This is a genomic window from Phenylobacterium zucineum HLK1 (genome assembly GCF_000017265.1).
Taxonomy (GTDB): Bacteria; Pseudomonadota; Alphaproteobacteria; order Caulobacterales; family Caulobacteraceae; genus Phenylobacterium; species Phenylobacterium zucineum.
This window is the reverse complement of sequence record NC_011144.1, coordinates 166656-183864: the sequence shown is the minus strand read 5'-3', so window position 1 is coordinate 183864 and position 17209 is coordinate 166656. Positions and strand designations below refer to the sequence as shown.

Below are 17209 nucleotides of genomic sequence, written 5' to 3'. Positions count from 1 at the left end.
GCGGAGTCCAGGCGTCGGGTTTGAGAGGTGAGATCGCCCGCGGCCGTCCGGAGGGTGTGGCGCGGTTGGATTGCCCTACCGGGAGGCGTCCTCTTGGGACCTCCCCCAGCGGGCGCGCGCCGCCTCGACGATGCGGCGGGCCGCATCGAAGGCGCCGTCTATACTCAATTCGGAGGTGTCCAGCAAGACGGCGTCCGGCGCGGGCCGCATGGGCGAGTCGGCCCGCCCGCCGTCGCGCTCGTCCCGGCGCACGATGTCGGCCAGCACCTCCGCGTAGGGTACGTCCTCGCCCTGGCCCTTCAGCTGCTTCCAGCGCCGCTCGGCGCGCACCTCGGGGCTCGCGGTGACATACAGCTTCGCCGGCGCCTCGGGGCAGATCACCGTCCCCTGGTCGCGGCCGTCCAGCACCGCCCCGCCCGGCCGGCGCGCGAAGGCGAGCTGCACGTCGCGCAGGGCCAGCCGCACGGGCGTGTGCACCGCCACCCGGCTCGCCGCCTCGCCCGCCCCGCGGGTGCGGAACTCGGGATCGCCCAGGTGCTCCGCCTTCAGCCCGCGCGCGAGGCGCGCGACGGCCTCGCCGTCGTCCAGGTCGAGGCCCGCCCGGGTCGCGAGCACGCCGACCGCCCGGTAGAGCAGGCCGGAATCCAGCATCGGCAGGTCGTATTCCCGCGCCAGGCGGCTGGCGATCGTGCCCTTGCCCGAGGCCGCCGGCCCGTCGACCGTGATCACGAACGGGCCCCTCATGCGCCGACCGGCGAGTCCGCGCCCACATCCCCTCCCACGTCCGCTCCCACGTCCGCTCCGAGGCCGCGCATCATCTCGACGAAGCCGGGGAAGCTGGTGGCGATCATGCCGGGCTCGTCCACGCTCACCGGCTCCTCGGCGGCCATGCCCAGCACGAGGTGGGACATGGCGATCCGGTGGTCGCCGTGGGTGGTGATCCGCCCGCCGCCGCGCACGGCGCCGCCGCGGCCCGTGACGATCATCCCCTCGGGCTCCTCCTCCACCTCGACCCCGCAGGCGGCGAGGCCGGCGGCCATCAGGGCGATCCGGTCGCTCTCCTTCACCCGCATCTCGCCGATGCCGCGCATCACGGTCCGGCCCGAGGCGAAGGCCGCGGCGACGGCCAGGATCGGGTATTCGTCGATCATCGACGGCGCCCGCTCGGGCGGCGTCTCGACGCCCTCCAGCGCGGAGTGGCGGGCCGTGACGTCGGCCACCGTCTCGCCCCCCTCGTCGCGCACGTTGGTCACCGACAGGTCCGCGCCCATGTCGCCCAGCGTCTCGAGAAGGCCGATGCGCAGCGGATTGAGCAGCATGCCCTCGACGGTCACCTGCGAGCCCGGCGTGACCAGCGCCGCGACCAGCGGGAAGGCCGCCGACGACGGGTCGCCCGGCACCCGGATCCGGGTGCCCTTCAGCGCCTGGCCGCCGGGCAGCACGATGCGCCGGCCCGCGCTCTCTTCGGTCACGTCCACCTCGGCGCCGAAGCCGCGCAGCATCCGCTCGGTGTGGTCGCGGGTGGCCTCGGCCTCGAACACCTCGGCGCCGCCGTCGGCGCTCAGGCCCGCCAGCAGCACGGCCGACTTCACCTGCGCCGAGGGCTCGGGCAGGCGGTAGGCGATGCGCTTCAGGCTCCCGCCCTTCAGCGTCAGCGGCAGCCGCCCGCCGGCCCGGCAGATCCAGCTCGCCCCCATCTCGCCCAGCGGCTTCAGCACCCGATTCATCGGCCGGCCGCGCAGCGAGCTGTCGCCCGTGAAGGTCGCCGCCAGGTCGAAGCCCGCCGCCGCGCCCATGATCAGCCGCACGCCGGTGCCGGCGTTGCCGCAGTCGATCACGTCGCCCGGCTCGGCGAACCCGCCCTTGCCCTCGACGCGCCAGGCGCCCTCGCCGGTGCGGATCACGCCCGCGCCGAACGCCTGCATGGCGGCCGCGGTGCGGCGCACGTCGTCGCTCTCGAGCAGGCCGTCGACCTCGGTCAGGCCGCTGGCGAGCGCGCCCAGGATGAGCGCGCGGTGGCTGATGGATTTGTCCCCCGGGGCCCGCACGGTCCCCTTGAGGGACCCCGCGCGCCTGGCGGTCAGGTGGGCCGCCGTCATGTGCCGAAAACGAGCCTCCGGGATAAGCGCAAAATCACGAGGGGGATTGCTTTGACAGCGGCGTTCGCGCGTGGCAAGGGAGCCCGCTTTTCGCGAGCAACCACCGACATTTCAGAGGGTCGCCTACTTTGGCCAATCCCGAGCTGGGCACGAAGCAAATCTGCCCCAACTGCCAGGCGAAGTTCTACGACCTCGGCAAGCGCCCCGCGCACTGCCCCAAGTGCCACTCCGAGTTCGATCCCGACGAGGCGGTCCGCAACCGCCGCGTCCGCGCCCGGGCCGTCACGCCCGACACCGAGGCCGAGGAGGATCGTGAGGATCAGGTCACCGAGGAGGCCGAGCGCGAGGAGGACGAGGAAGAGGACGTGGGCGCCCCCGAGCTGGACGAGGTGGCCGACGAGCCGCCGCTGGCCGGCGACGACGACGAGGACGCGGCCGAACCCGGCCCCGCGGTCTCCGAGGACCTGGGCGAATTCACCGACGACGAAGACGTCGAGGAGGCCGACGACGTGCCCTTCCTCGAGGACGAGGAAGAGGACGATTTCGATGAGTCCGAGATCGAGGGCCTCCCCGACGAGGGGGACGAGGAGGACCGCTAGATAAAAGGTCGCAAAAAAAGCCCGCACAGCGGGCTTGATTGCGGAAACCTCATTGAATAGGTTCCGCGCCTTCCCGGCCGGCCAACAGCCGGGAAGGACAAGACCTCGGGGCTATAGCTCAGTTGGTAGAGCGCTTGAATGGCATTCAAGAGGTCAGCGGTTCGACTCCGCTTAGCTCCACCATGAAGGCCCGCCGGTAACGCCGGCGGGCCTTCGCCTTTCGGCGATCCGTCTTCAGGGGCCCGGTTGCGCCGCGCCGCGATGCGCGCATAACTGCCTGCGCCGCTAGGTAAAGGTGCGTCCCCGTGAAGCTTGCTCCCGCCATGCTCGCCGCGCTCGCCGGCCTGTCCCTTGCGCTCTCCGCCTGCGACGAGCCGAAGCCGCGCGGCGAGGCGCCCGCCGAACTGGCCCCGGGCCCCGGGGCGGCCCGCACGGGCGAGCCGCTGCCGGCTCTGCCGGCCTGGGCGCCCGAGGTCATGGGCAAGGGCCTGCGCGAGGCTTTCGCCGAGACGGGCGAATGCATCGGCAACACCGACGCGGTCGGCGCCCGCTACGAGGGCGCGCAGCCGGGGGTCAAGATCATCGGCTGGGGCTGGGACAAGGCCGAGAAGACGGCGGTCGAGCGGATCGTCCTGGTGGACGCCGACTTCCGGATCGTGGGGGCTGGCGAGACCGGCCTGCCCCGGCCCGACGTGACCCGCGCCCAGCCCGACATCACCTCGCCCACCACCGGCTGGCAGGCGTTCACAAGCCGCACCGCGGGCCCGCTCGACGCCTATGGCGTGACCAGCGGCGGGCGCGGGGTCTGCCCGCTGGGCCACATCGAGTTCTAGCCCCGGCATGAAGAGGCTCTGGGAGCGCCTCCGCGACGGCCCGCCGCTGGCGGCGCCGGGCTGGCTGCAGGCCGGCGTCTACGCCGCCGTGGCCGCGGCGCCGATCTGTCTGCTCAGCTGGCCGGGCTTCATGTCGTTCGACAGCCTGCTGGCCTACGAGCAGGCCTTCACCGGCGTGCAGACGGCCGGCTGGCCGCCGATGCACACCTACCTGTTCTGGATCAGCAAGAGCCTGGGGGCCGGCGCCTGGGGCGTGTTCGTCGCCCAGACCGTCCTGCTGTTCCTGGGGGCAGGCGTCGTCCTGAACATGCTGGCGCCCGGGCGACGGCTCGCGCTCCTGGGCCAGGCCGGCTTCGCCCTGGGCTTCGTCTACTTTCCGGTGCTGCTCGGGGCGGCCATGGTCCAGTGGCGCGACGTGACGACGGCCAGCTTCGGCCTGCTGGCCCTGGCGCTCTGGCTGGCGGCGGCGCGGGCCCGCTCGATCCCGCTGCTGGTGGGCGCGGCCGCCGCGATCGGCTGCGCGGCGGCGCTGCGCTATAACGCGCTCGCCCTCTTCGCCCTGGTGATCCCGCTGATGGTCGCCGCCCCGTTCCTGACGCTCAGGGCGCCCCTGGCCGCGCGCCTCGCCGCGGCGGCCTCGCTCGTGCTGTTCATCGGCCTCGCCGGCGCCTCCACCGTCTGGCGGCTGCCGGACCTGCAGCGCCTGCCCAAGCCCTCGAATTTCGCCACCGCCCAGCTCCACGACCTGTTCGGCGTCTCGGTCTGCACCGGGCGCGACCTCCTGCCGGCGGCGGTGACCCAGGGCGCGCCGATCACGGTGGAGCAGATCCGCCGCGCCTACGATCCCCGCCACCTGAACATCACCATGGCGCCCAAGCCCGGCGTGCCGCGCCTCTACGAGCAGGACACCTACCGCGCCACGCCGCGGCGCTGGCGCGAGACCATCCCGGACGAGCCGGGCTGCTACCTGTGGCACCGCACGCAGATCGCCCTCGTCCAGCTCGGCCTGCCGCCGGCCGGCGTTTTCTATCCCACGCACGGGACGATCGACCCCAACCGCTTCGGCCTCGAGGTGGCCAGGCCCGGCCTCGCCGCGGCGGCCGTCGCCTATGTGGAGCGCAATGCGGGCGAGGCCTGGCGCCGGCCGTTCCTGCTCTACCTCGCCGCCGCCGTGATCGGCCTGGCGGCCGCCTTCCGCCGGCCCGAGGCCGCGCCGCTGCTGCTCGCCCTGCTGGGCGGGGCCTTCGCCTACCTCGCGCCCCTGTACGTGGCCGCGCCCGCGGGCGATGCGCGCTACATCTTCCCCTCGAACGTGCTCTGCCTGCTGCTGATCCTCGCCGGCGCGGGCCTGCTGCTGCGCCGCCCCGGGGAGGTCCGGCCGTGATCCGCAGCCGCCAGGGCAAGCGCCTGTCCCTCGTAACGCCCATGCACGACGAGGCGCCCGCGCTGGACGCCTTCTTCGCCCGGGTGGACGCCGCCGCCGCCGGCCTGGGGGTCGAGCTCGAGATCGTCTGCGTCGACGACGGCAGCCGCGACGACACCTATGAGCGCCTCGCCGCGCGCGCCGCCGCCGACCCGCGCATCCGGCTGATCGGCCTCTCGCGCAACTTCGGCAAGGAGGCGGCGCTCACCGCCGGGCTAGACGCGGCCAGCGGCGACATGGTCGTTCCGATCGACGCCGACCTGCAGGACCCGCCCGAGCTGATCGCCGAGTTCCTGGCGCTGTGGGAGCAGGGCTACGACGTCGTCTACGGGGTGCGCGCCGACCGGGCCAGCGACAGCGCCGCCAAGCGGGTCACCGCCGGCGCCTTCTACCGCGTCTTCAACCTCGTCTCCGACCACCCGATCCCGGCCAGCGCCGGGGACTTCCGCCTGATGGACCGGCAGGTGGTCGAGGCCCTGAAGCGGCTGCCCGAGCGCAACCGGTTCATGAAGGGCCTGTTCGCCTGGGTCGGCTTCCGGCAGGTGGGCGTGCCCTACGTCCGTCCGCCCCGCTCGGCGGGGACCAGCTCGTGGGGCTGGCTGAAGCTGTGGCGCTTCGCCGTCGACGGGATCACCGCCTTCACCACCGCGCCCTTGCGGGTGTGGAGCGTGGTCGGCGTGCTCGCGGCCCTGGCCGCCATCCTCTTCGGGCTGGTCATCATCGTGCGGGTGCTGGTCATCGGCCGGGACGTGCCGGGCTACGCCTCGCTGATGGTCGTGCTGCTGTTCGGCTTCGCCCTGCAAATGATCGCCCTCGGCGTCCTCGGCGAGTACGTCGGGCGGATGTACGAGGAGGTGAAGCGGCGGCCGATCTACATGGTCCGCCGGAAAGCCGGCTTCGGGGACGAGCCCGGCTTCGGGGACAAGCCTTGAGCGCGCGCATCCTGGCCCGGCAGGGCGTCCTGTTCGCGATCTTCGGCGTCATCGCCACCGGCGTGCACGTGACCGTGGCCCTGGCCGCCCACCATCTGGCGGGGGCGAGCCCCCTCGTCGCCAACTTCCTGGGGTACGCCTGCGCCGTGGGCGTCTCCTACTTCGGCAATGCGCGGGTCACCTTCGGCCGCGACGCGCTGCACGGCGGCCAGTTCGCCCGGTTCCTGACCGTCTCGCTCGCGGGCCTGGCCCTGAACCAGGGGATCACCCACCTGGTGGCCGACCGGCTGGGCCAGCCGTTCTGGCTGGCGCTGGCGATCACCGTGCTGACCGTGCCGCCCGCCACCTTCGTCGCCTCGCGGCTCTGGGCCTTCCGCCACCGCGGCTAGGCCGTTGCGCGGGGGGCGGCCCGACCCCACATAGAGCCTGTCCGGCCCTGCCGCGCCGATGCCGGGCGGCGAGGCCGGAGAGTCGCTTCCTTGCGAGGGCTCTGAAGGATGAACCGGTCTCTGATTTTCGACAGCCCCTTCCTGCTGGGCTTCGAGCATACCCGCAGCCTGATCGAGCGGGCGGCCAAGGCGGCGGCGGAGAGCTATCCGCCGTACAACGTCGAGGACCGCGGCGCCGGCGGCCTGCGCATCACCCTCGCCGTGGCGGGCTTCTCGCCCGACCAGCTGCAGGTGACCGTCGAGGACCGCCAGCTGGTGATCGCCGGCAAGCGCGACGGGGCCGGGTCCAAGCCCGAGGACGCCTATCTCCACCGCGGCATCGCCGCCCGCGGCTTCGTGCGCAGCTTCGTGCTGGCCGACGGCATGGTGGTGGAGGGCGCGACCCTGGAGCACGGCCTGCTCCACATCGACCTTGCCAGGCCCGAGCCGGAAAAACGGGTGCAGACCATCCCGATCCGGAGCGCCGGCCAAGCTTAGTCGAAGAACTTGTTCGAGGTCGCCGGATGATCCGGGGCCTTCCCCTAAACGAACGGCCGGCTGAACCGGCGACCGTTCGGAGCGTTGAGTTACATGGAGGTGGTCATGATGACGCCTGTACTGTCGACTGAAGCCTTTGCGGCGCTGGGCGCCCCCCATCTGGTCTATGTCCGCCCGGTCAAGGCGGCCGAGATCCTGGCGAGCGTCCCGTCGTCCCAGATCCAGGGCTTCGAGCTCGATCCCGACCAGACCCTTTATGCGGTCCACCGCGCCGACGGCGAGCGCCTCGCCGTCCTCACCGACCGCGAATCGGCCGTGGCCGCCGCCCTGGCGCACGAGCTGGCGCCGGTATCGGTCCACTAGGCCCGACCGTTAAGCGAAGAGTTCACCGCGAAATGCGGGAAAGGCCGGCGGAGACGCCGGCCTTTTTCGTTGCGGCTTCAGGATCGGGGTTTCAGGCCGCCGAGCGGGGGGCGGCGTCCTGCACCAGCAGCGCGTAGACGGCGTCGGCCGTCCGCGCCTGGCGCAGCTGCTCGCGCGCCTCTGCCTGGCGCAGCAGGCGCGAGACCCTGGCCAGGGCCCGCAGGTGGTCGGCGCCCGCGTCCTTGGGGGCGAACAGGGCGAACACCAGGTCCACGGGCTGGTCGTCCACGGCGTCGAAGTCCACCGGCTGCTCCAGGCGCACGAAGACGCCGCGCATGCGGTCCAGGCCCTCCAGCCGGGCGTGGGGCGCGGCGACGCCGTAGCCCACCCCGGTGGAGCCGGCGGCCTCCCGCTCGAGCAGGGCGTCCAGCACCGCCCCCGCCTCGAGGCCGAGCTTGCGGGCGGCGATCTCGGCGACCACGGCCAGGACCTGACGCTTGCTGGACGCGCTGACGCGCAGGGAGATCGCGGTGCGATCGAGAAGGTCGCCGATGTGCATGCTTCGTCTTGAACTCACTACTGACCGTCGGCCGCGCCTCTAGCGGGGGCGTGTGACGATCGTTCGTTAGCGCTAGTGGGCCGGACCGGTTCCCTCCCCGTCCATCCCGTTGCGGCCCTTCGTCCGCTCGGGATCGATCCAGCCGATGTTTCCGTCGGGGCGGCGATATACCACCGAGATCCCGCCGTGCGCAGCGTTTCGGAACACAATTGTTTGAGCTTCGGTCAGATCGAGCTCCATGACCGCCATCGAAACGGTCATCGTCCGCACCGGCTTCTCGGTCTCGGCGATGATCATGGGCTCGGGGAAGCCCTGGGGCTCGCCCGAATCCTCCTCCTCGTCCTCCTCCAGGTCGATCGGGCGGATGACGAAGTAGGCGGCGCTCTCGGCCTGCTTGGCGGCGGCCTGCGGCGAGTGGTCCTTCAGCCGGCGCTTATACCGCCGGATGCGCTTGTCCATCTTCTGCAGGGCCACGTCGAAGGCCATGTGGGCGTCGCCGCCCACGCCGTGGGTGGTCAGCTGCTGGCCCGAGGCCAGGGTGACCGCGCAGTCCACCTTGAAGGCGTTGCCCTCGCGGCTGACCACGACGTCGGCGCCGCCGCCGCGGTCGAAGTACTTCTCGATGCTGGCTGAGAGTTCGTCGGCGACTCGCGAACGCAGAGCCTCGCCGACATCGACGTGTTTGCCGGTGACTTGGACTTCCATGTGACGATCAACGCGCCTCCGCTCAGAAGGTGTCAAGCAGCCGAAAGCAGGGCCATCAGGCCCTGGAAAGCCTTGATCACGATGCTGGCGGCGAGCACCAGAACCGAGGCGCTGGCGAGCGCCGCGCCGTAGCCGATCAGGGCCAGGATTCCGTCCCGCTGGATGAGCGCCAGGGCCAGCACGCTGACCGAGGCCGCCGGCAGCAGGTTGCCCAGCGGGATGGGCAGGATCAGCACCACCGCCAGAACCGTGCAGACGAGGCCGATCAGCCGCTGGCCGACCGGGCCGAACAGGAACGTCAGCCGCGGGCGCGACACCGATTCGATGCGCCGCAGCCAGCGGATCACCCGCGGCAGGTTCGGCCGCACCTGGTCCATCTCCACCGCCCGGTGGCGCAGCGTCTGCGGCAGCCAGGGCGCGCGCAGGCCCACCAGCAGCTGCGGGGCGAGCAGCAGCAGCGGCAGGCCGAAGATGGTCGTCGCGCCCGGCGGCAGCGGCAGCAGGCACAGGATCCCGAACACCAGCAGCAGGGCGCCCAGCGCCCGGCCGCCGAACCTGGCCGACAGCTCGTTCAGCGAGATCCGCTCCGAGGGCGTCTCGGCGATCTCCTGCAGGACCTCGGACAGAGGCTGGTGCGGATCGGATAGCAGCATCGCCCCCTCATCTGGCGCTCCCAAACGGCCGCGCCAAGGGGCTCAACGCAGGAAGCGCTAGACGGCTTCCTTCAGCATGCGCCGGCGCTCCACCGACGAGGGGATGCGCATGGCCTCGCGGTACTTGGCGACGGTGCGGCGGGCGATGTCGACGCCGGCCTGCTTGAGGATCTCGACGATGCGGTCGTCCGAGTGGACGTCCTCCTCGCGCGCCTCGGCGTCGATCAGCTGGCGGATCCTGTGGCGCACGCTCTCGGCCGAGTGCGCCTCGCCGCCGTCGGCCGACGCGATGGCCGCGGTGAAGAAGAACTTCATCTCGAACACGCCGCGCGGCGTGGCCATGTACTTGTTCGAGGTCACCCGGCTGACGGTGCTCTCGTGCATGCCGATCGCCTCGGCGATGGTCTTCAGGTTCAGGGGCCGCAGGTGCTCGACGCCGAAGGCCAGGAAGGCGTCCTGCTGGCGGACGATCTCGGACGAGACCTTCAGGATCGTCTTGGCCCGCTGGTCCAGGCTCTTCATCAGCCAGTTGGCCTGGGCCAGGCAGTCGGCGACGAAGGTCTTCTCCTGGTCCGAGCGCGCCTTGCCGCTGACGTGGGCGTGGTAGCGCTGGTCCACCAGCAGCCGCGGCAGGGTCTCGGAGTTCAGCTCCACGTGCCACAGGCCGCCCGGCCCCTCGCGCACGAACACGTCCGGCGCCACCGGCTGGGCCGGCTCGCCGCCGAAGGCCGCGCCGGGCCGGGGGGTCAGGCCCCGCAGCTCGGCGATCATCTCCTTCAGGTCCTCGTCGTCCACGCCGCAGACCCGCTTCAGGGCGGCGAGGTCGCGCCTGGCCAGCAGCGGCAGGTTGTCGAGCAGCGCCGCCATCGCCGGGTCGTAGCGGTTGCGGTCCTTCAGCTGCAGCGCCAGGCACTCGCGCACGTCGCGCGCGCCGACGCCCACCGGCTCGAAGCCGTGCAGCACGCCCAGCACCTGCTCCACCAGCGGCAGGCCGCAGCCCAGGCGTTCGGCGATCTCCTCCAGGTCGGCCCGCAGGTAGCCGCCCTCGTCCACCGAATCGATCAGCACCTGGGCCACCGCCGCCTCGGCGGGCGAAAGCCCGGCCACCGCCACCTGGTCGTGCAGGTGCTCGGCCAGGCTCTTCTCGTGGGCCAGCAGCCCGTCCAGCCCGTCGGCGTCGCCCTCGAAGCCGCCGCCCTTGCCGGCGCGGGACCAGTCGACGGCGCCGCCGGCCTCCCCCGCCGCCTGGGCGGGGGCGTCGCCGGTGGCCAGCTCGCCCGGCGAGGCCGCGTCGTGGGCGGCGTCCAGGTCGGCGCGGGCGGTGGAATCATCGATGCGGTCGGCGGCGGCCTCGGCGACAGGGGCCTCGGCCGGCGCCTCCTCGGGCTCGTGGTCGCGCTCGTCCCGCTGCAGCAGCGGGTTGCGCTCCAGCTCGGCCTCGACGAAGGCCTCGAGCTCGAGGTTGGACATCTGCAGCAGCTTGATCGCCTGCTGCAGCTGGGGGGTGATGACCAGCCCCTGCCCCTGTCGAAGCTCCAGTCGCGCGGCGAGCGCCAAGGTCCTCAAGCCCCCTCTGGCCTGTTTCTTGCTGAGGGGAGGCTAGGCCTGTGTTTGCGACCGATTGGTTAACCGCCGCGCTGACGCGGCCCCGCCCGGGCCCTCGCTACGCAGCCTGGGCCGCCTCCAGCAGCCAGGGGAACTCCGGATAGAACCGGGCCATCAGCCGGTCCACGTAGGCGACGAGCCCGCCGTGCGCCTCGGCCCGGCGCTTAAGCTGCGGGTGGCCGGCCGGCGACATCAGCCTGGCCAGCACCGGGAAGACCGCCGCGTCGGCCGCGCAGGGCCGGCGGCCGAACAGGTAGGGGTTCTCGCCCAAGAGCTCGGCCAGCGCCGCCAGCGAGCGGACAGCCAGCACCAAGGTCTCGCGCTCCACCTCGGCGCCCTCGGCCACCGGCCGCAGGTGGTCCTCGGCCATGCGCTCCACCATCCAGGCGCCGGCCCGCTCGCGCGCGGCCAGCCCCTCCTCGAAGTCGACGCCGTGCACCTGCTCCAGGAACGCACGCACCAGGGCGTCGCCGCCGATCGCCTGGCTGGCGAAGCCGCGCCCGCAGACCTCCAGCACCGGCGCGTCGGCCACAGCCCCCGCCGCCTTGCGGTAGCCCACGCCGGCGATCTTCAGCAGCACCTCGGAGGTCATGGCCCTGAGGCTCGCTTCCGGCAGGCCCGCGCCGGGGCCGCGTCCATGCAGGGTGATCATCGCCGCGCTCCGTCCTTCGCTCGCCGGCCTCGCTCGCCGACCTCACTTGACAGACCGACGCTACGGCGGCCTTGCTGCCAGCATTCTGTCAGCAGCTTGGCGGGAGGCCCCGATGCGCCGCGCGGACCGGCTGTTCCAGATCATCCAGATCCTTCGCCGCACCCGCCGGCCGGTGACCGCCGACGCCATCGCCCAGGAGCTGGAGACCTCCAAGCGCACCGTCTACCGCGACATCGCCGACCTGATCGGCCAGCGGGCGCCGATCCGCGGCGAGGCCGGCGTCGGCTACATCCTGGAGGACGGCTTCGACCTGCCGCCGCTGATGCTGACGCCCGACGAGGTGGAGGCCGCGGTGCTGGGCGCCCAGATGGTCGCCGCCCGGGGCGATCCGGCCCTGAAGCGCGCCGCCGAGGACCTGATCGCCAAGATCGCCGCCGTCATCCCCGAGACCCTGCGGCCGCTGGCGCTCGAGCCGGCCACCCGCGCCCTGCCCAACTGGCACGCCAAGCCCGACAACCTCGACATGGCCGAGGTCCGCCGCGCCATCCGCGCGGGCCGCAAGATCGCCCTCACCTACCGCGACGAGCAGGAGCGCGAGACCCGCCGCACCGTCTGGCCCTTCGCCATCGGCTACTACGAGACGAGCCGCCTCCTGGTCACCTGGTGCGAGCTGCGCCAGGCCTTCCGCAGCTTCCGCACCGACCGCGTCTCGGCCGCCGAGTTCACCGACGAGCGCTACCCCGAACGCCCCGCCGCCCTCCGCGCCCGCTGGCGCCGCCTGCGCGAGGAGCACTGGCAGAACATGAAGGAGGCGGGGTGAGGCCCCCGTCTGGGGAGGGCCAGATCGCGCAGCGATCGGGGTGGGAAAGCCGCGATCAGGCGCGGCGCGGGGGTCGCCAGCGCTACCTCCAGCGCTCACGCAAGTTCGGCAAGCATCGCCTGTAGGTCGTTGCGGATCTCTCTCAGCAGATTCAACTGCAGGACTTGGAAGCGGGCAGGCGCGGCCACGAGCGGCGAGGCGGTACCGGCGTACTTCTGGAAGACGCTGGCGTTCTTCATTTTCTTCTTCGCTACGTCTTTGGCATTCCCGTGGTCAGTGTCGTGCTGGAGCTCTGTCCGGAGAGCGTTGACGTCCTTGAATGACGCCGGCCTGTCGATCTTCGGCCCTGGTCCCTCCCAAAAGAGGAAATACATATTGTCCACTAGGGTTTTGTAGGCGTCGTAGTTGGTTGCGGGTTCCCCGATGACCGCCTGGGCCTCAGCGGTCTTGCTGGTAGCCTTGAACAGATCTGAGCCATGGGTCCCGGCGTAGGCTTCATTGATTGCCTGGATATCGGCGCGGATCGCCTTCGCAACACTGGCGATCTCGCCGCTGAAGTTCGCACCGGCGAGCGCCTGTGGATCCACGGCGTCGAGGAAGTCCGGGGCGAACTGGAAGAGCTTCCGGAGCAGTACCTGCTGCCGGACGATCGGGCCAGCCTTCACATTGGCGTTGACGCTCTTCTGGAAGGCGATGAGGTCGACGTCAGTCGCGTCTTGGCCCTTCTCCACCTCGGCGGCGAGCGACTTCACGAAGTGCTCGGCGAAGGCCCCGATTGTCTGCTCTTTTCCTTTCAGGCTTGTGGTCTTCTGCAGGTGGCAGACCATGGTAATGAACGATTGTGTGATCGACCGACTACGGAAGGTCTTCGAGCCGACGGGCACCGCCCCAGCGAGCAGGTCAAGCGCAGCTTTGATCCGTTTCGCCACCTGTGACTGCTCGGAAAAGCCGGCGTTGCTTTCGAACACCTGCTTCACGTCCTGATATCTCAGGCCCGTTCCCGGACCCTCCACTTCGAGGGTAGCTACCTTTGCCATAACGTCAAAGTGTGCGTATCGGCGGTCGCTGAATGCAACGCAGTCCTTGAAGAACTTGTGTTTCGCTGACTTCTTGCAGAAATCCTTCAGCTTGCCTGGAACCGCGTTAAGTTTCTCGCTCGAGTTCAGCTGCAGGCCACTCTGCAGCCGTTGGAAGAAATCCATCAGCTCGTCATCTGAGGCGTCGCTGATCTCGTCAAAGTCGATTTCGAAGTCATCTACTTGATCGGAGATGTCGGCGGGCAGCTCGGCGTAGGTCGCACCTCCAAATTCCTCGGCCGTTTGCTCAGAGAGGGTCAGTTCTCCAGAAAGAAACTCAAATATGGTCGAAAGTCTCTGCTGACCATCCACGACCTCATACGTCTGTGGCCCCGTGACGACGAAGTAGAATTTCGGAAGTCGCCAACCTCTCAGGATGGAGTCGATCAGCTTCTGCTTGCGCGGAACATCCCAGACCTCGTCACGCTGCCAGTCCGGGATCTCGTAGCGATCACGGCGCTTGAAAATCTTGTCGAGCTCCCGTTTGTCAGAGCGCATTTCCACTGCTTAGTCCCCCACTACGCGACCGCGGTTCGTCCGCGGCGGCCACGACGCGTATCGGGCGAGACTTACAGCAACGCAATCCATCCGCTCAACGGCGCGGGTTAAGATTGCAGATCGACAGATCTCCCCAGCATCGACTTCCCGTCTGCCGCAACAAATCCCAATGGCTCTCGGCGTCGCCGCCGCGCCGCTTGAGCGGTGCCGGACCCACCGACCGCGAACCCCCGCCCCTTGTTCCCCATATGTTCCCACCCTACATCCGCCGGATGGCCAGGCCCCCCAAGCCCTACGTCCCGTTCGCCGAGCCGGTGGCGTACCGGATCATCGCCGGGCTCGCCTCGGGGCGGGGGCTGCGGGCGATCTGCCGGGGGGCCGACATGCCGACGCGGCCCACGGTCATGCGCTGGCTGAAGGAGCGGCCGGACTTCGCCCACGACGTGGCGGCGGCGCGCGCCTATGGCGGGCTAGACCGGCCGGGCCGCCCGTCGCTCTACGGCGAGGCGCTGATGGAGGCGATCTACATGCGGCTCTGCGCGGGCGAGCCGCTGCGGACGATCTGCCGCGACCCGCGCATGCCGGGCCGCAGCACCGTCCAGGGCTGGGCGAAACACCGGGCCAAGGCCGCGCGGCTGCTGGCGCTGGGCCACGACGTCGGCCGGCACATGGCCGCCGAGCGCCAGTGGCTCGCCTGGGGGGAGGATAACTAGAACCCTTCTCCCCTTGCGGGAGAACGCAGCCTGCGCAGCAGGTCGGATGAGGGGTCGCACCGCCCGTCCCGCCGCGGCACGGAAGCTGAACCCGCCTTCAACCCCTCATCCGTCAGCCTTCGGCCGACACCTTCTCCCGCAAGGGGAGAAGGGAGCCGCCGTCAGGCGAACCGGTCGCCCAGGTAGACGCGGCGGACTTCCGGGTCGTCCACGATCTCGTCGGGGCCGCCCTCGAACAGCACCTCGCCCGCGTGGATGATCGAGGCGCGGTCGATGATGTCCAGCGTCTCGCGGACGTTGTGGTCGGTGATCAGGATGCCGATGCCGCGGGTCTTCAGATAGCCGATCACCTCGCGGATGTCGGCGATGGCCAGCGGGTCGATGCCGGCGAACGGCTCGTCCAGCAGCATGAACGACGGCTCGGACGCCAGGGCCCGGGCGATCTCCACCCGCCGCCGCTCGCCGCCCGACAGCGACACCGCCGGGGCGTTGCGCAGGTGCTCGATGTGCAGCTCTTCCAGCAGCTCGGTGACCGTGGCGCGGGCCTGCTTCTGGTCGCGCTGGCGCAGCTCGACCACCGCCATCACGTTCTCCCACACCGTCATGCCGCGGAAGATCGAGGTCTCCTGCGGCAGGTAGCCCACGCCCATGCGGGCGCGCTGGTACATCGGCTGGGCGGTGATGTTCTCGCCGTCGAGGTAGATGGCGCCGTAGTCGGCCGGGATCAGGCCGGTGATCATGTAGAAGCAGGTGGTCTTGCCGGCGCCGTTGGGGCCCAGCAGGCCCGCCACCTCGCCGCGCGCCAGGCGCAGCGAGACGCCCTTCACCACCGGCCGGCCGCGGAACGACTTGCCGATGTTGTCGACCACCAGGCCGTCGGCGGGCACGCCCGATCGCGGGTCGATCCGTTCCGGCTTCACGGCGCTCATTCGCCCTTCTTGCTGGGATAGAACACGCCGCGCGGGCGGGCGGTGGCGTTGCGGCCGGTGGCCTGGCCTTCCATCTTGCCCTCGCCGGTGCGGGTGTTGAACACCATGCGCGAGCCGCGCAGCACGTTCTGGCCCTGGACCGCGACCACGTCGCCGGTCAGCACCACGGTCTCCTTGACGGCGTCATACACGCCCCGGTCTCCGCGCACCCGCTGCTGGGGAGTCACATAGTAGACGCCGCCCTCGGCCTCCAGGCGCAGCAGCTCGCCGCAGCTGGAGCCGGAGCCGGGCCGCGACGACGACTTGGCCATGTACATCCGCATGACGCTGGCCCGCAGGCGGGTGTCGCCCTGCAGCGCCTCGGCGTTGCCGCGCCAGATCGAGACGCATTCGCTCTGCTGGACCTCGAGCTCGTCGGCGGTCACGTCGATGGGTCCGTCGGAGCTGCGCCCCAGTTGGGCGGCCGCCGGCGCGGCGCCCAGGAGGGCCGCGGCGAGAGCCATCGGGATGACGAGAGACTTCATGACTGCCCAGCTTCTATTCTTGCTTCGGTTGTTCCTGGTTCGGCTGCAGCCGGGCCCGGACCCCGCCCTTGAAGACCATGCGGTCGCCTTTGCCGTAAACGCCATACGACTCCGCGGTGATCTCTCCAAGATCACCGGCGCCCTGAATGGGGCCTGAACCGACCAGCTCGCCGGTCTTGGTGTCGAACATCGAGGCGGCGGTGTCGAAGGCGCTCTTGGCGTCGGCCAGCTTGACCCCGCCGCTCAGCGAGAGCTTGCCGGTGGCCTCGTGGAACACCCCCTCGGCGCCCGCCAGGCGCATCTCGTCGGGGCCGCCCTCGTCCAGCACCAGGGCCGGGGCCTTCAGCAGCACCCGCTGGTAGTCGTTGCGGTCGCGGATCGCGGAATCGGCGGTCAGCACGAAGGCGCGGCCCTTGTCGTCGCGGCCGACGAAGCGCGGGTTGATCAGCCGGATCGGCTCGTCGCCCGAGGCGGCGCGCTGGGGCTGGGAGCTGAAGGTGGACCACACCACGCTGCCCGCCAGGCCCAGGAAGATCAGCGCGATCAGCGCCGGCAGCAGCACGCGCAGCAGCCGGATCAGCTTCGAGCGCCGCCGCCAGCGCTCGAAGTCGGCGCGCCGGGGAGGCGTGGCGTCGATCGAGGCGTGGGACGCGGTCATGGCCGGCCTCTAGGAATGGGCGAAGATGTCGACGTCCTCCCACCCGGCGACGTCGAGGACGGCGCGGTGCGGCAGGAAGTCGAAGCAGGCCTGGGCCAGGCTGTCGCGGCCCTCGCGGACCAGCATCTGCTGCAGCCGGTCCTTCAGGGCGTGCAGGTGCAGCACGTCCGAGGCGGCGTAGGCGACCTGTTCGTCCGAGAGCTTGCCCGCGCCCCAGTCCGAGCTCTGCTGGGCCTTGGACATGTCGACGCCCAGCAGCTCCTTGGAGATGTCCTTCAGGCCGTGCCGGTCGGTGTAGGTGCGGGCGATCTTCGAGGCGATCTTGGTGCAGTAGACCGGGGCCGTCAGCACGCCCAGGTGCAGCCAGAACATGGCGATGTCGAAGCGGCCGAAGTGGAAGATCTTGGTCACCGCCGGATCGGTCAGCAGCCGCTTCAGGTTCGGCGCGTCGTAGGTGGTCCGGTCCAGCTTCACGAGGTGGGCGTCGCCGCCGCCGTCCGAGAGCTGCACGACGCACAAGGGGTCGCGGCCCAGGCGCAGGCCCATGGTCTCGGAATCGATGGCGACGGACGAGGCGCTGGCCAGCACGTCGGCGGGCAGGTCCCCCTCATGAACGAAAGTGGTCACGTCGCCTTGAGACTC

The 17209-nt window shown here is 70.8% G+C and carries 21 protein-coding genes and 1 tRNA gene; 10 read left to right on the top strand and 12 right to left on the bottom strand.

Annotated elements, in window-relative coordinates:
• Positions 1 to 75 precede the first annotated feature (75 nt).
• Positions 76 to 744 (bottom strand): (d)CMP kinase, encoded by a 669-nt coding sequence (gene cmk / locus PHZ_RS01030; protein ID WP_012520751.1) that lies wholly within the window; start codon positions 742 to 744, stop codon positions 76 to 78.
• On the bottom strand, positions 741 to 2099 hold the full coding sequence (gene aroA, locus PHZ_RS01025; RefSeq protein ID WP_012520750.1) for a 3-phosphoshikimate 1-carboxyvinyltransferase: 1359 nt from the start codon (positions 2097 to 2099) through the stop codon (positions 741 to 743). The genes cmk and aroA overlap by 4 nt, the downstream gene beginning before the upstream one ends.
• A gap of 128 nt (positions 2100 to 2227) precedes the next feature.
• On the opposite strand from aroA, the gene PHZ_RS01020 reads away from it, so the two are divergent.
• From PHZ_RS01020 to PHZ_RS00985, 8 genes are all read left to right on the top strand, one after another.
• Positions 2228 to 2698 (top strand): TIGR02300 family protein, encoded by a 471-nt coding sequence (locus PHZ_RS01020; RefSeq protein WP_012520749.1) that lies wholly within the window; start codon positions 2228 to 2230, stop codon positions 2696 to 2698.
• 107 nt (positions 2699 to 2805) lie between these two features.
• Positions 2806 to 2881 (top strand) — tRNA-Ala (locus PHZ_RS01015).
• A 122-nt stretch (positions 2882 to 3003) separates the two neighbouring features.
• Entirely contained in the window at positions 3004 to 3531 is a 528-nt protein-coding gene (locus PHZ_RS01010) for a hypothetical protein (RefSeq protein ID WP_148216756.1), read from the top strand.
• Positions 3532 to 3538: 7 nt separating this feature from the next.
• Positions 3539 to 4915 (top strand): hypothetical protein, encoded by a 1377-nt coding sequence (locus PHZ_RS01005; RefSeq protein ID WP_012520748.1) that lies wholly within the window; start codon positions 3539 to 3541, stop codon positions 4913 to 4915.
• Positions 4912 to 5886, top strand: a complete 975-nt coding sequence (locus PHZ_RS01000) for a glycosyltransferase family 2 protein (RefSeq protein WP_012520747.1) — start codon at positions 4912 to 4914, stop codon at positions 5884 to 5886. The genes PHZ_RS01005 and PHZ_RS01000 overlap by 4 nt, the downstream gene beginning before the upstream one ends.
• Positions 5883 to 6275 carry a GtrA family protein gene (locus PHZ_RS00995; protein WP_012520746.1) on the top strand — a complete coding sequence of 131 codons (393 nt, stop codon included), beginning with the start codon at positions 5883 to 5885 and terminating at the stop codon, positions 6273 to 6275. Before PHZ_RS01000 ends, PHZ_RS00995 begins: the two co-directional genes overlap by 4 nt.
• Positions 6276 to 6383: 108 nt before the next feature.
• Positions 6384 to 6812, top strand: coding sequence for an Hsp20 family protein (locus PHZ_RS00990; RefSeq protein ID WP_012520745.1), 429 nt, complete (start codon positions 6384 to 6386; stop codon positions 6810 to 6812).
• A gap of 93 nt (positions 6813 to 6905) precedes the next feature.
• Complete coding sequence (locus tag PHZ_RS00985) at positions 6906 to 7175, top strand: DUF1150 family protein (protein WP_012520744.1); 270 nt, start codon at positions 6906 to 6908, stop codon at positions 7173 to 7175.
• Positions 7176 to 7266: 91 nt separating this feature from the next.
• Here PHZ_RS00985 and ptsN read toward each other — a convergent pair whose 3' ends face one another.
• The 5 genes from ptsN to PHZ_RS21395 form a co-directional block, all read right to left on the bottom strand.
• Complete coding sequence (gene ptsN, locus PHZ_RS00980) at positions 7267 to 7734, bottom strand: PTS IIA-like nitrogen regulatory protein PtsN (protein ID WP_012520743.1); 468 nt, start codon at positions 7732 to 7734, stop codon at positions 7267 to 7269.
• A gap of 72 nt (positions 7735 to 7806) precedes the next feature.
• On the bottom strand, positions 7807 to 8439 hold the full coding sequence (gene hpf, locus PHZ_RS00975; protein WP_041372930.1) for a ribosome hibernation-promoting factor, HPF/YfiA family: 633 nt from the start codon (positions 8437 to 8439) through the stop codon (positions 7807 to 7809).
• Between the two features lie 32 nt (positions 8440 to 8471).
• Complete coding sequence (locus tag PHZ_RS00970; RefSeq protein ID WP_012520741.1) at positions 8472 to 9092, bottom strand: exopolysaccharide biosynthesis protein; 621 nt, start codon at positions 9090 to 9092, stop codon at positions 8472 to 8474.
• A gap of 57 nt (positions 9093 to 9149) precedes the next feature.
• Complete coding sequence (gene rpoN / locus PHZ_RS00965; RefSeq protein WP_012520740.1) at positions 9150 to 10649, bottom strand: RNA polymerase factor sigma-54; 1500 nt, start codon at positions 10647 to 10649, stop codon at positions 9150 to 9152.
• Positions 10650 to 10755: 106 nt separating this feature from the next.
• Positions 10756 to 11349: a glutathione S-transferase family protein gene (locus PHZ_RS21395; RefSeq protein WP_012520739.1), complete on the bottom strand. Its 594-nt coding sequence runs from the start codon at positions 11347 to 11349 to the stop codon at positions 10756 to 10758.
• A gap of 112 nt (positions 11350 to 11461) precedes the next feature.
• On the opposite strand from PHZ_RS21395, the gene PHZ_RS00955 reads away from it, so the two are divergent.
• Complete coding sequence (locus tag PHZ_RS00955) at positions 11462 to 12169, top strand: helix-turn-helix transcriptional regulator (protein WP_012520738.1); 708 nt, start codon at positions 11462 to 11464, stop codon at positions 12167 to 12169.
• A 95-nt stretch (positions 12170 to 12264) separates the two neighbouring features.
• On the opposite strand, the gene PHZ_RS00950 is transcribed toward PHZ_RS00955, so the two are convergent.
• A complete protein-coding gene (locus PHZ_RS00950) occupies positions 12265 to 13743 on the bottom strand; it encodes a GmrSD restriction endonuclease domain-containing protein (RefSeq protein WP_012520737.1) in 1479 nt (492 codons plus the stop codon).
• 272 nt (positions 13744 to 14015) lie between these two features.
• On the opposite strand from PHZ_RS00950, the gene PHZ_RS00945 reads away from it, so the two are divergent.
• Positions 14016 to 14456: a terminase small subunit-like protein gene (locus PHZ_RS00945; RefSeq protein WP_148216755.1), complete on the top strand. Its 441-nt coding sequence runs from the start codon at positions 14016 to 14018 to the stop codon at positions 14454 to 14456.
• Positions 14457 to 14617: 161 nt separating this feature from the next.
• On the opposite strand, the gene lptB is transcribed toward PHZ_RS00945, so the two are convergent.
• From lptB to PHZ_RS00925, 4 genes are read right to left on the bottom strand one after another with little or no spacing between them, the layout of a single operon-like run.
• Positions 14618 to 15385 (bottom strand): LPS export ABC transporter ATP-binding protein, encoded by a 768-nt coding sequence (gene lptB, locus PHZ_RS00940; protein ID WP_049758089.1) that lies wholly within the window; start codon positions 15383 to 15385, stop codon positions 14618 to 14620.
• Complete coding sequence (locus PHZ_RS00935) at positions 15382 to 15909, bottom strand: LptA/OstA family protein (protein ID WP_012520735.1); 528 nt, start codon at positions 15907 to 15909, stop codon at positions 15382 to 15384. Before PHZ_RS00935 ends, lptB begins: the two co-directional genes overlap by 4 nt.
• A gap of 13 nt (positions 15910 to 15922) precedes the next feature.
• Positions 15923 to 16567 (bottom strand): LPS export ABC transporter periplasmic protein LptC, encoded by a 645-nt coding sequence (lptC, locus tag PHZ_RS00930; RefSeq protein ID WP_012520734.1) that lies wholly within the window; start codon positions 16565 to 16567, stop codon positions 15923 to 15925.
• 9 nt (positions 16568 to 16576) lie between these two features.
• Complete coding sequence (locus PHZ_RS00925) at positions 16577 to 17194, bottom strand: ribonuclease D (RefSeq protein ID WP_012520733.1); 618 nt, start codon at positions 17192 to 17194, stop codon at positions 16577 to 16579.
• Positions 17195 to 17209: the final 15 nt, after the last annotated feature.

What these genes read in the sequence shown, in the direction of transcription:
- cmk (WP_012520751.1), bottom strand. Translation starts at nt 744, where the DNA reads ATGAGGGGCCCGTTCGTGATCACGGTCGACGGGCCGGCGGCCTCGGGC.
- aroA (WP_012520750.1), bottom strand. Translation starts at nt 2,099, where the DNA reads ATGACGGCGGCCCACCTGACCGCCAGGCGCGCGGGGTCCCTCAAGGGG.
- PHZ_RS01005 (WP_012520748.1), top strand. Translation starts at nt 3,539, where the DNA reads ATGAAGAGGCTCTGGGAGCGCCTCCGCGACGGCCCGCCGCTGGCGGCG.
- PHZ_RS00990 (WP_012520745.1), top strand. Translation starts at nt 6,384, where the DNA reads ATGAACCGGTCTCTGATTTTCGACAGCCCCTTCCTGCTGGGCTTCGAG.
- PHZ_RS00985 (WP_012520744.1), top strand. Translation starts at nt 6,906, where the DNA reads ATGGAGGTGGTCATGATGACGCCTGTACTGTCGACTGAAGCCTTTGCG.
- ptsN (WP_012520743.1), bottom strand. Translation starts at nt 7,734, where the DNA reads ATGCACATCGGCGACCTTCTCGATCGCACCGCGATCTCCCTGCGCGTC.
- hpf (WP_041372930.1), bottom strand. Translation starts at nt 8,439, where the DNA reads ATGGAAGTCCAAGTCACCGGCAAACACGTCGATGTCGGCGAGGCTCTG.
- PHZ_RS00970 (WP_012520741.1), bottom strand. Translation starts at nt 9,092, where the DNA reads ATGCTGCTATCCGATCCGCACCAGCCTCTGTCCGAGGTCCTGCAGGAG.
- PHZ_RS21395 (WP_012520739.1), bottom strand. Translation starts at nt 11,349, where the DNA reads ATGATCACCCTGCATGGACGCGGCCCCGGCGCGGGCCTGCCGGAAGCG.
- PHZ_RS00955 (WP_012520738.1), top strand. Translation starts at nt 11,462, where the DNA reads ATGCGCCGCGCGGACCGGCTGTTCCAGATCATCCAGATCCTTCGCCGC.
- PHZ_RS00950 (WP_012520737.1), bottom strand. Translation starts at nt 13,743, where the DNA reads ATGCGCTCTGACAAACGGGAGCTCGACAAGATTTTCAAGCGCCGTGAT.
- PHZ_RS00945 (WP_148216755.1), top strand. Translation starts at nt 14,016, where the DNA reads ATGGCCAGGCCCCCCAAGCCCTACGTCCCGTTCGCCGAGCCGGTGGCG.
- lptB (WP_049758089.1), bottom strand. Translation starts at nt 15,385, where the DNA reads ATGAGCGCCGTGAAGCCGGAACGGATCGACCCGCGATCGGGCGTGCCC.
- PHZ_RS00935 (WP_012520735.1), bottom strand. Translation starts at nt 15,909, where the DNA reads ATGAAGTCTCTCGTCATCCCGATGGCTCTCGCCGCGGCCCTCCTGGGC.
- lptC (WP_012520734.1), bottom strand. Translation starts at nt 16,567, where the DNA reads ATGACCGCGTCCCACGCCTCGATCGACGCCACGCCTCCCCGGCGCGCC.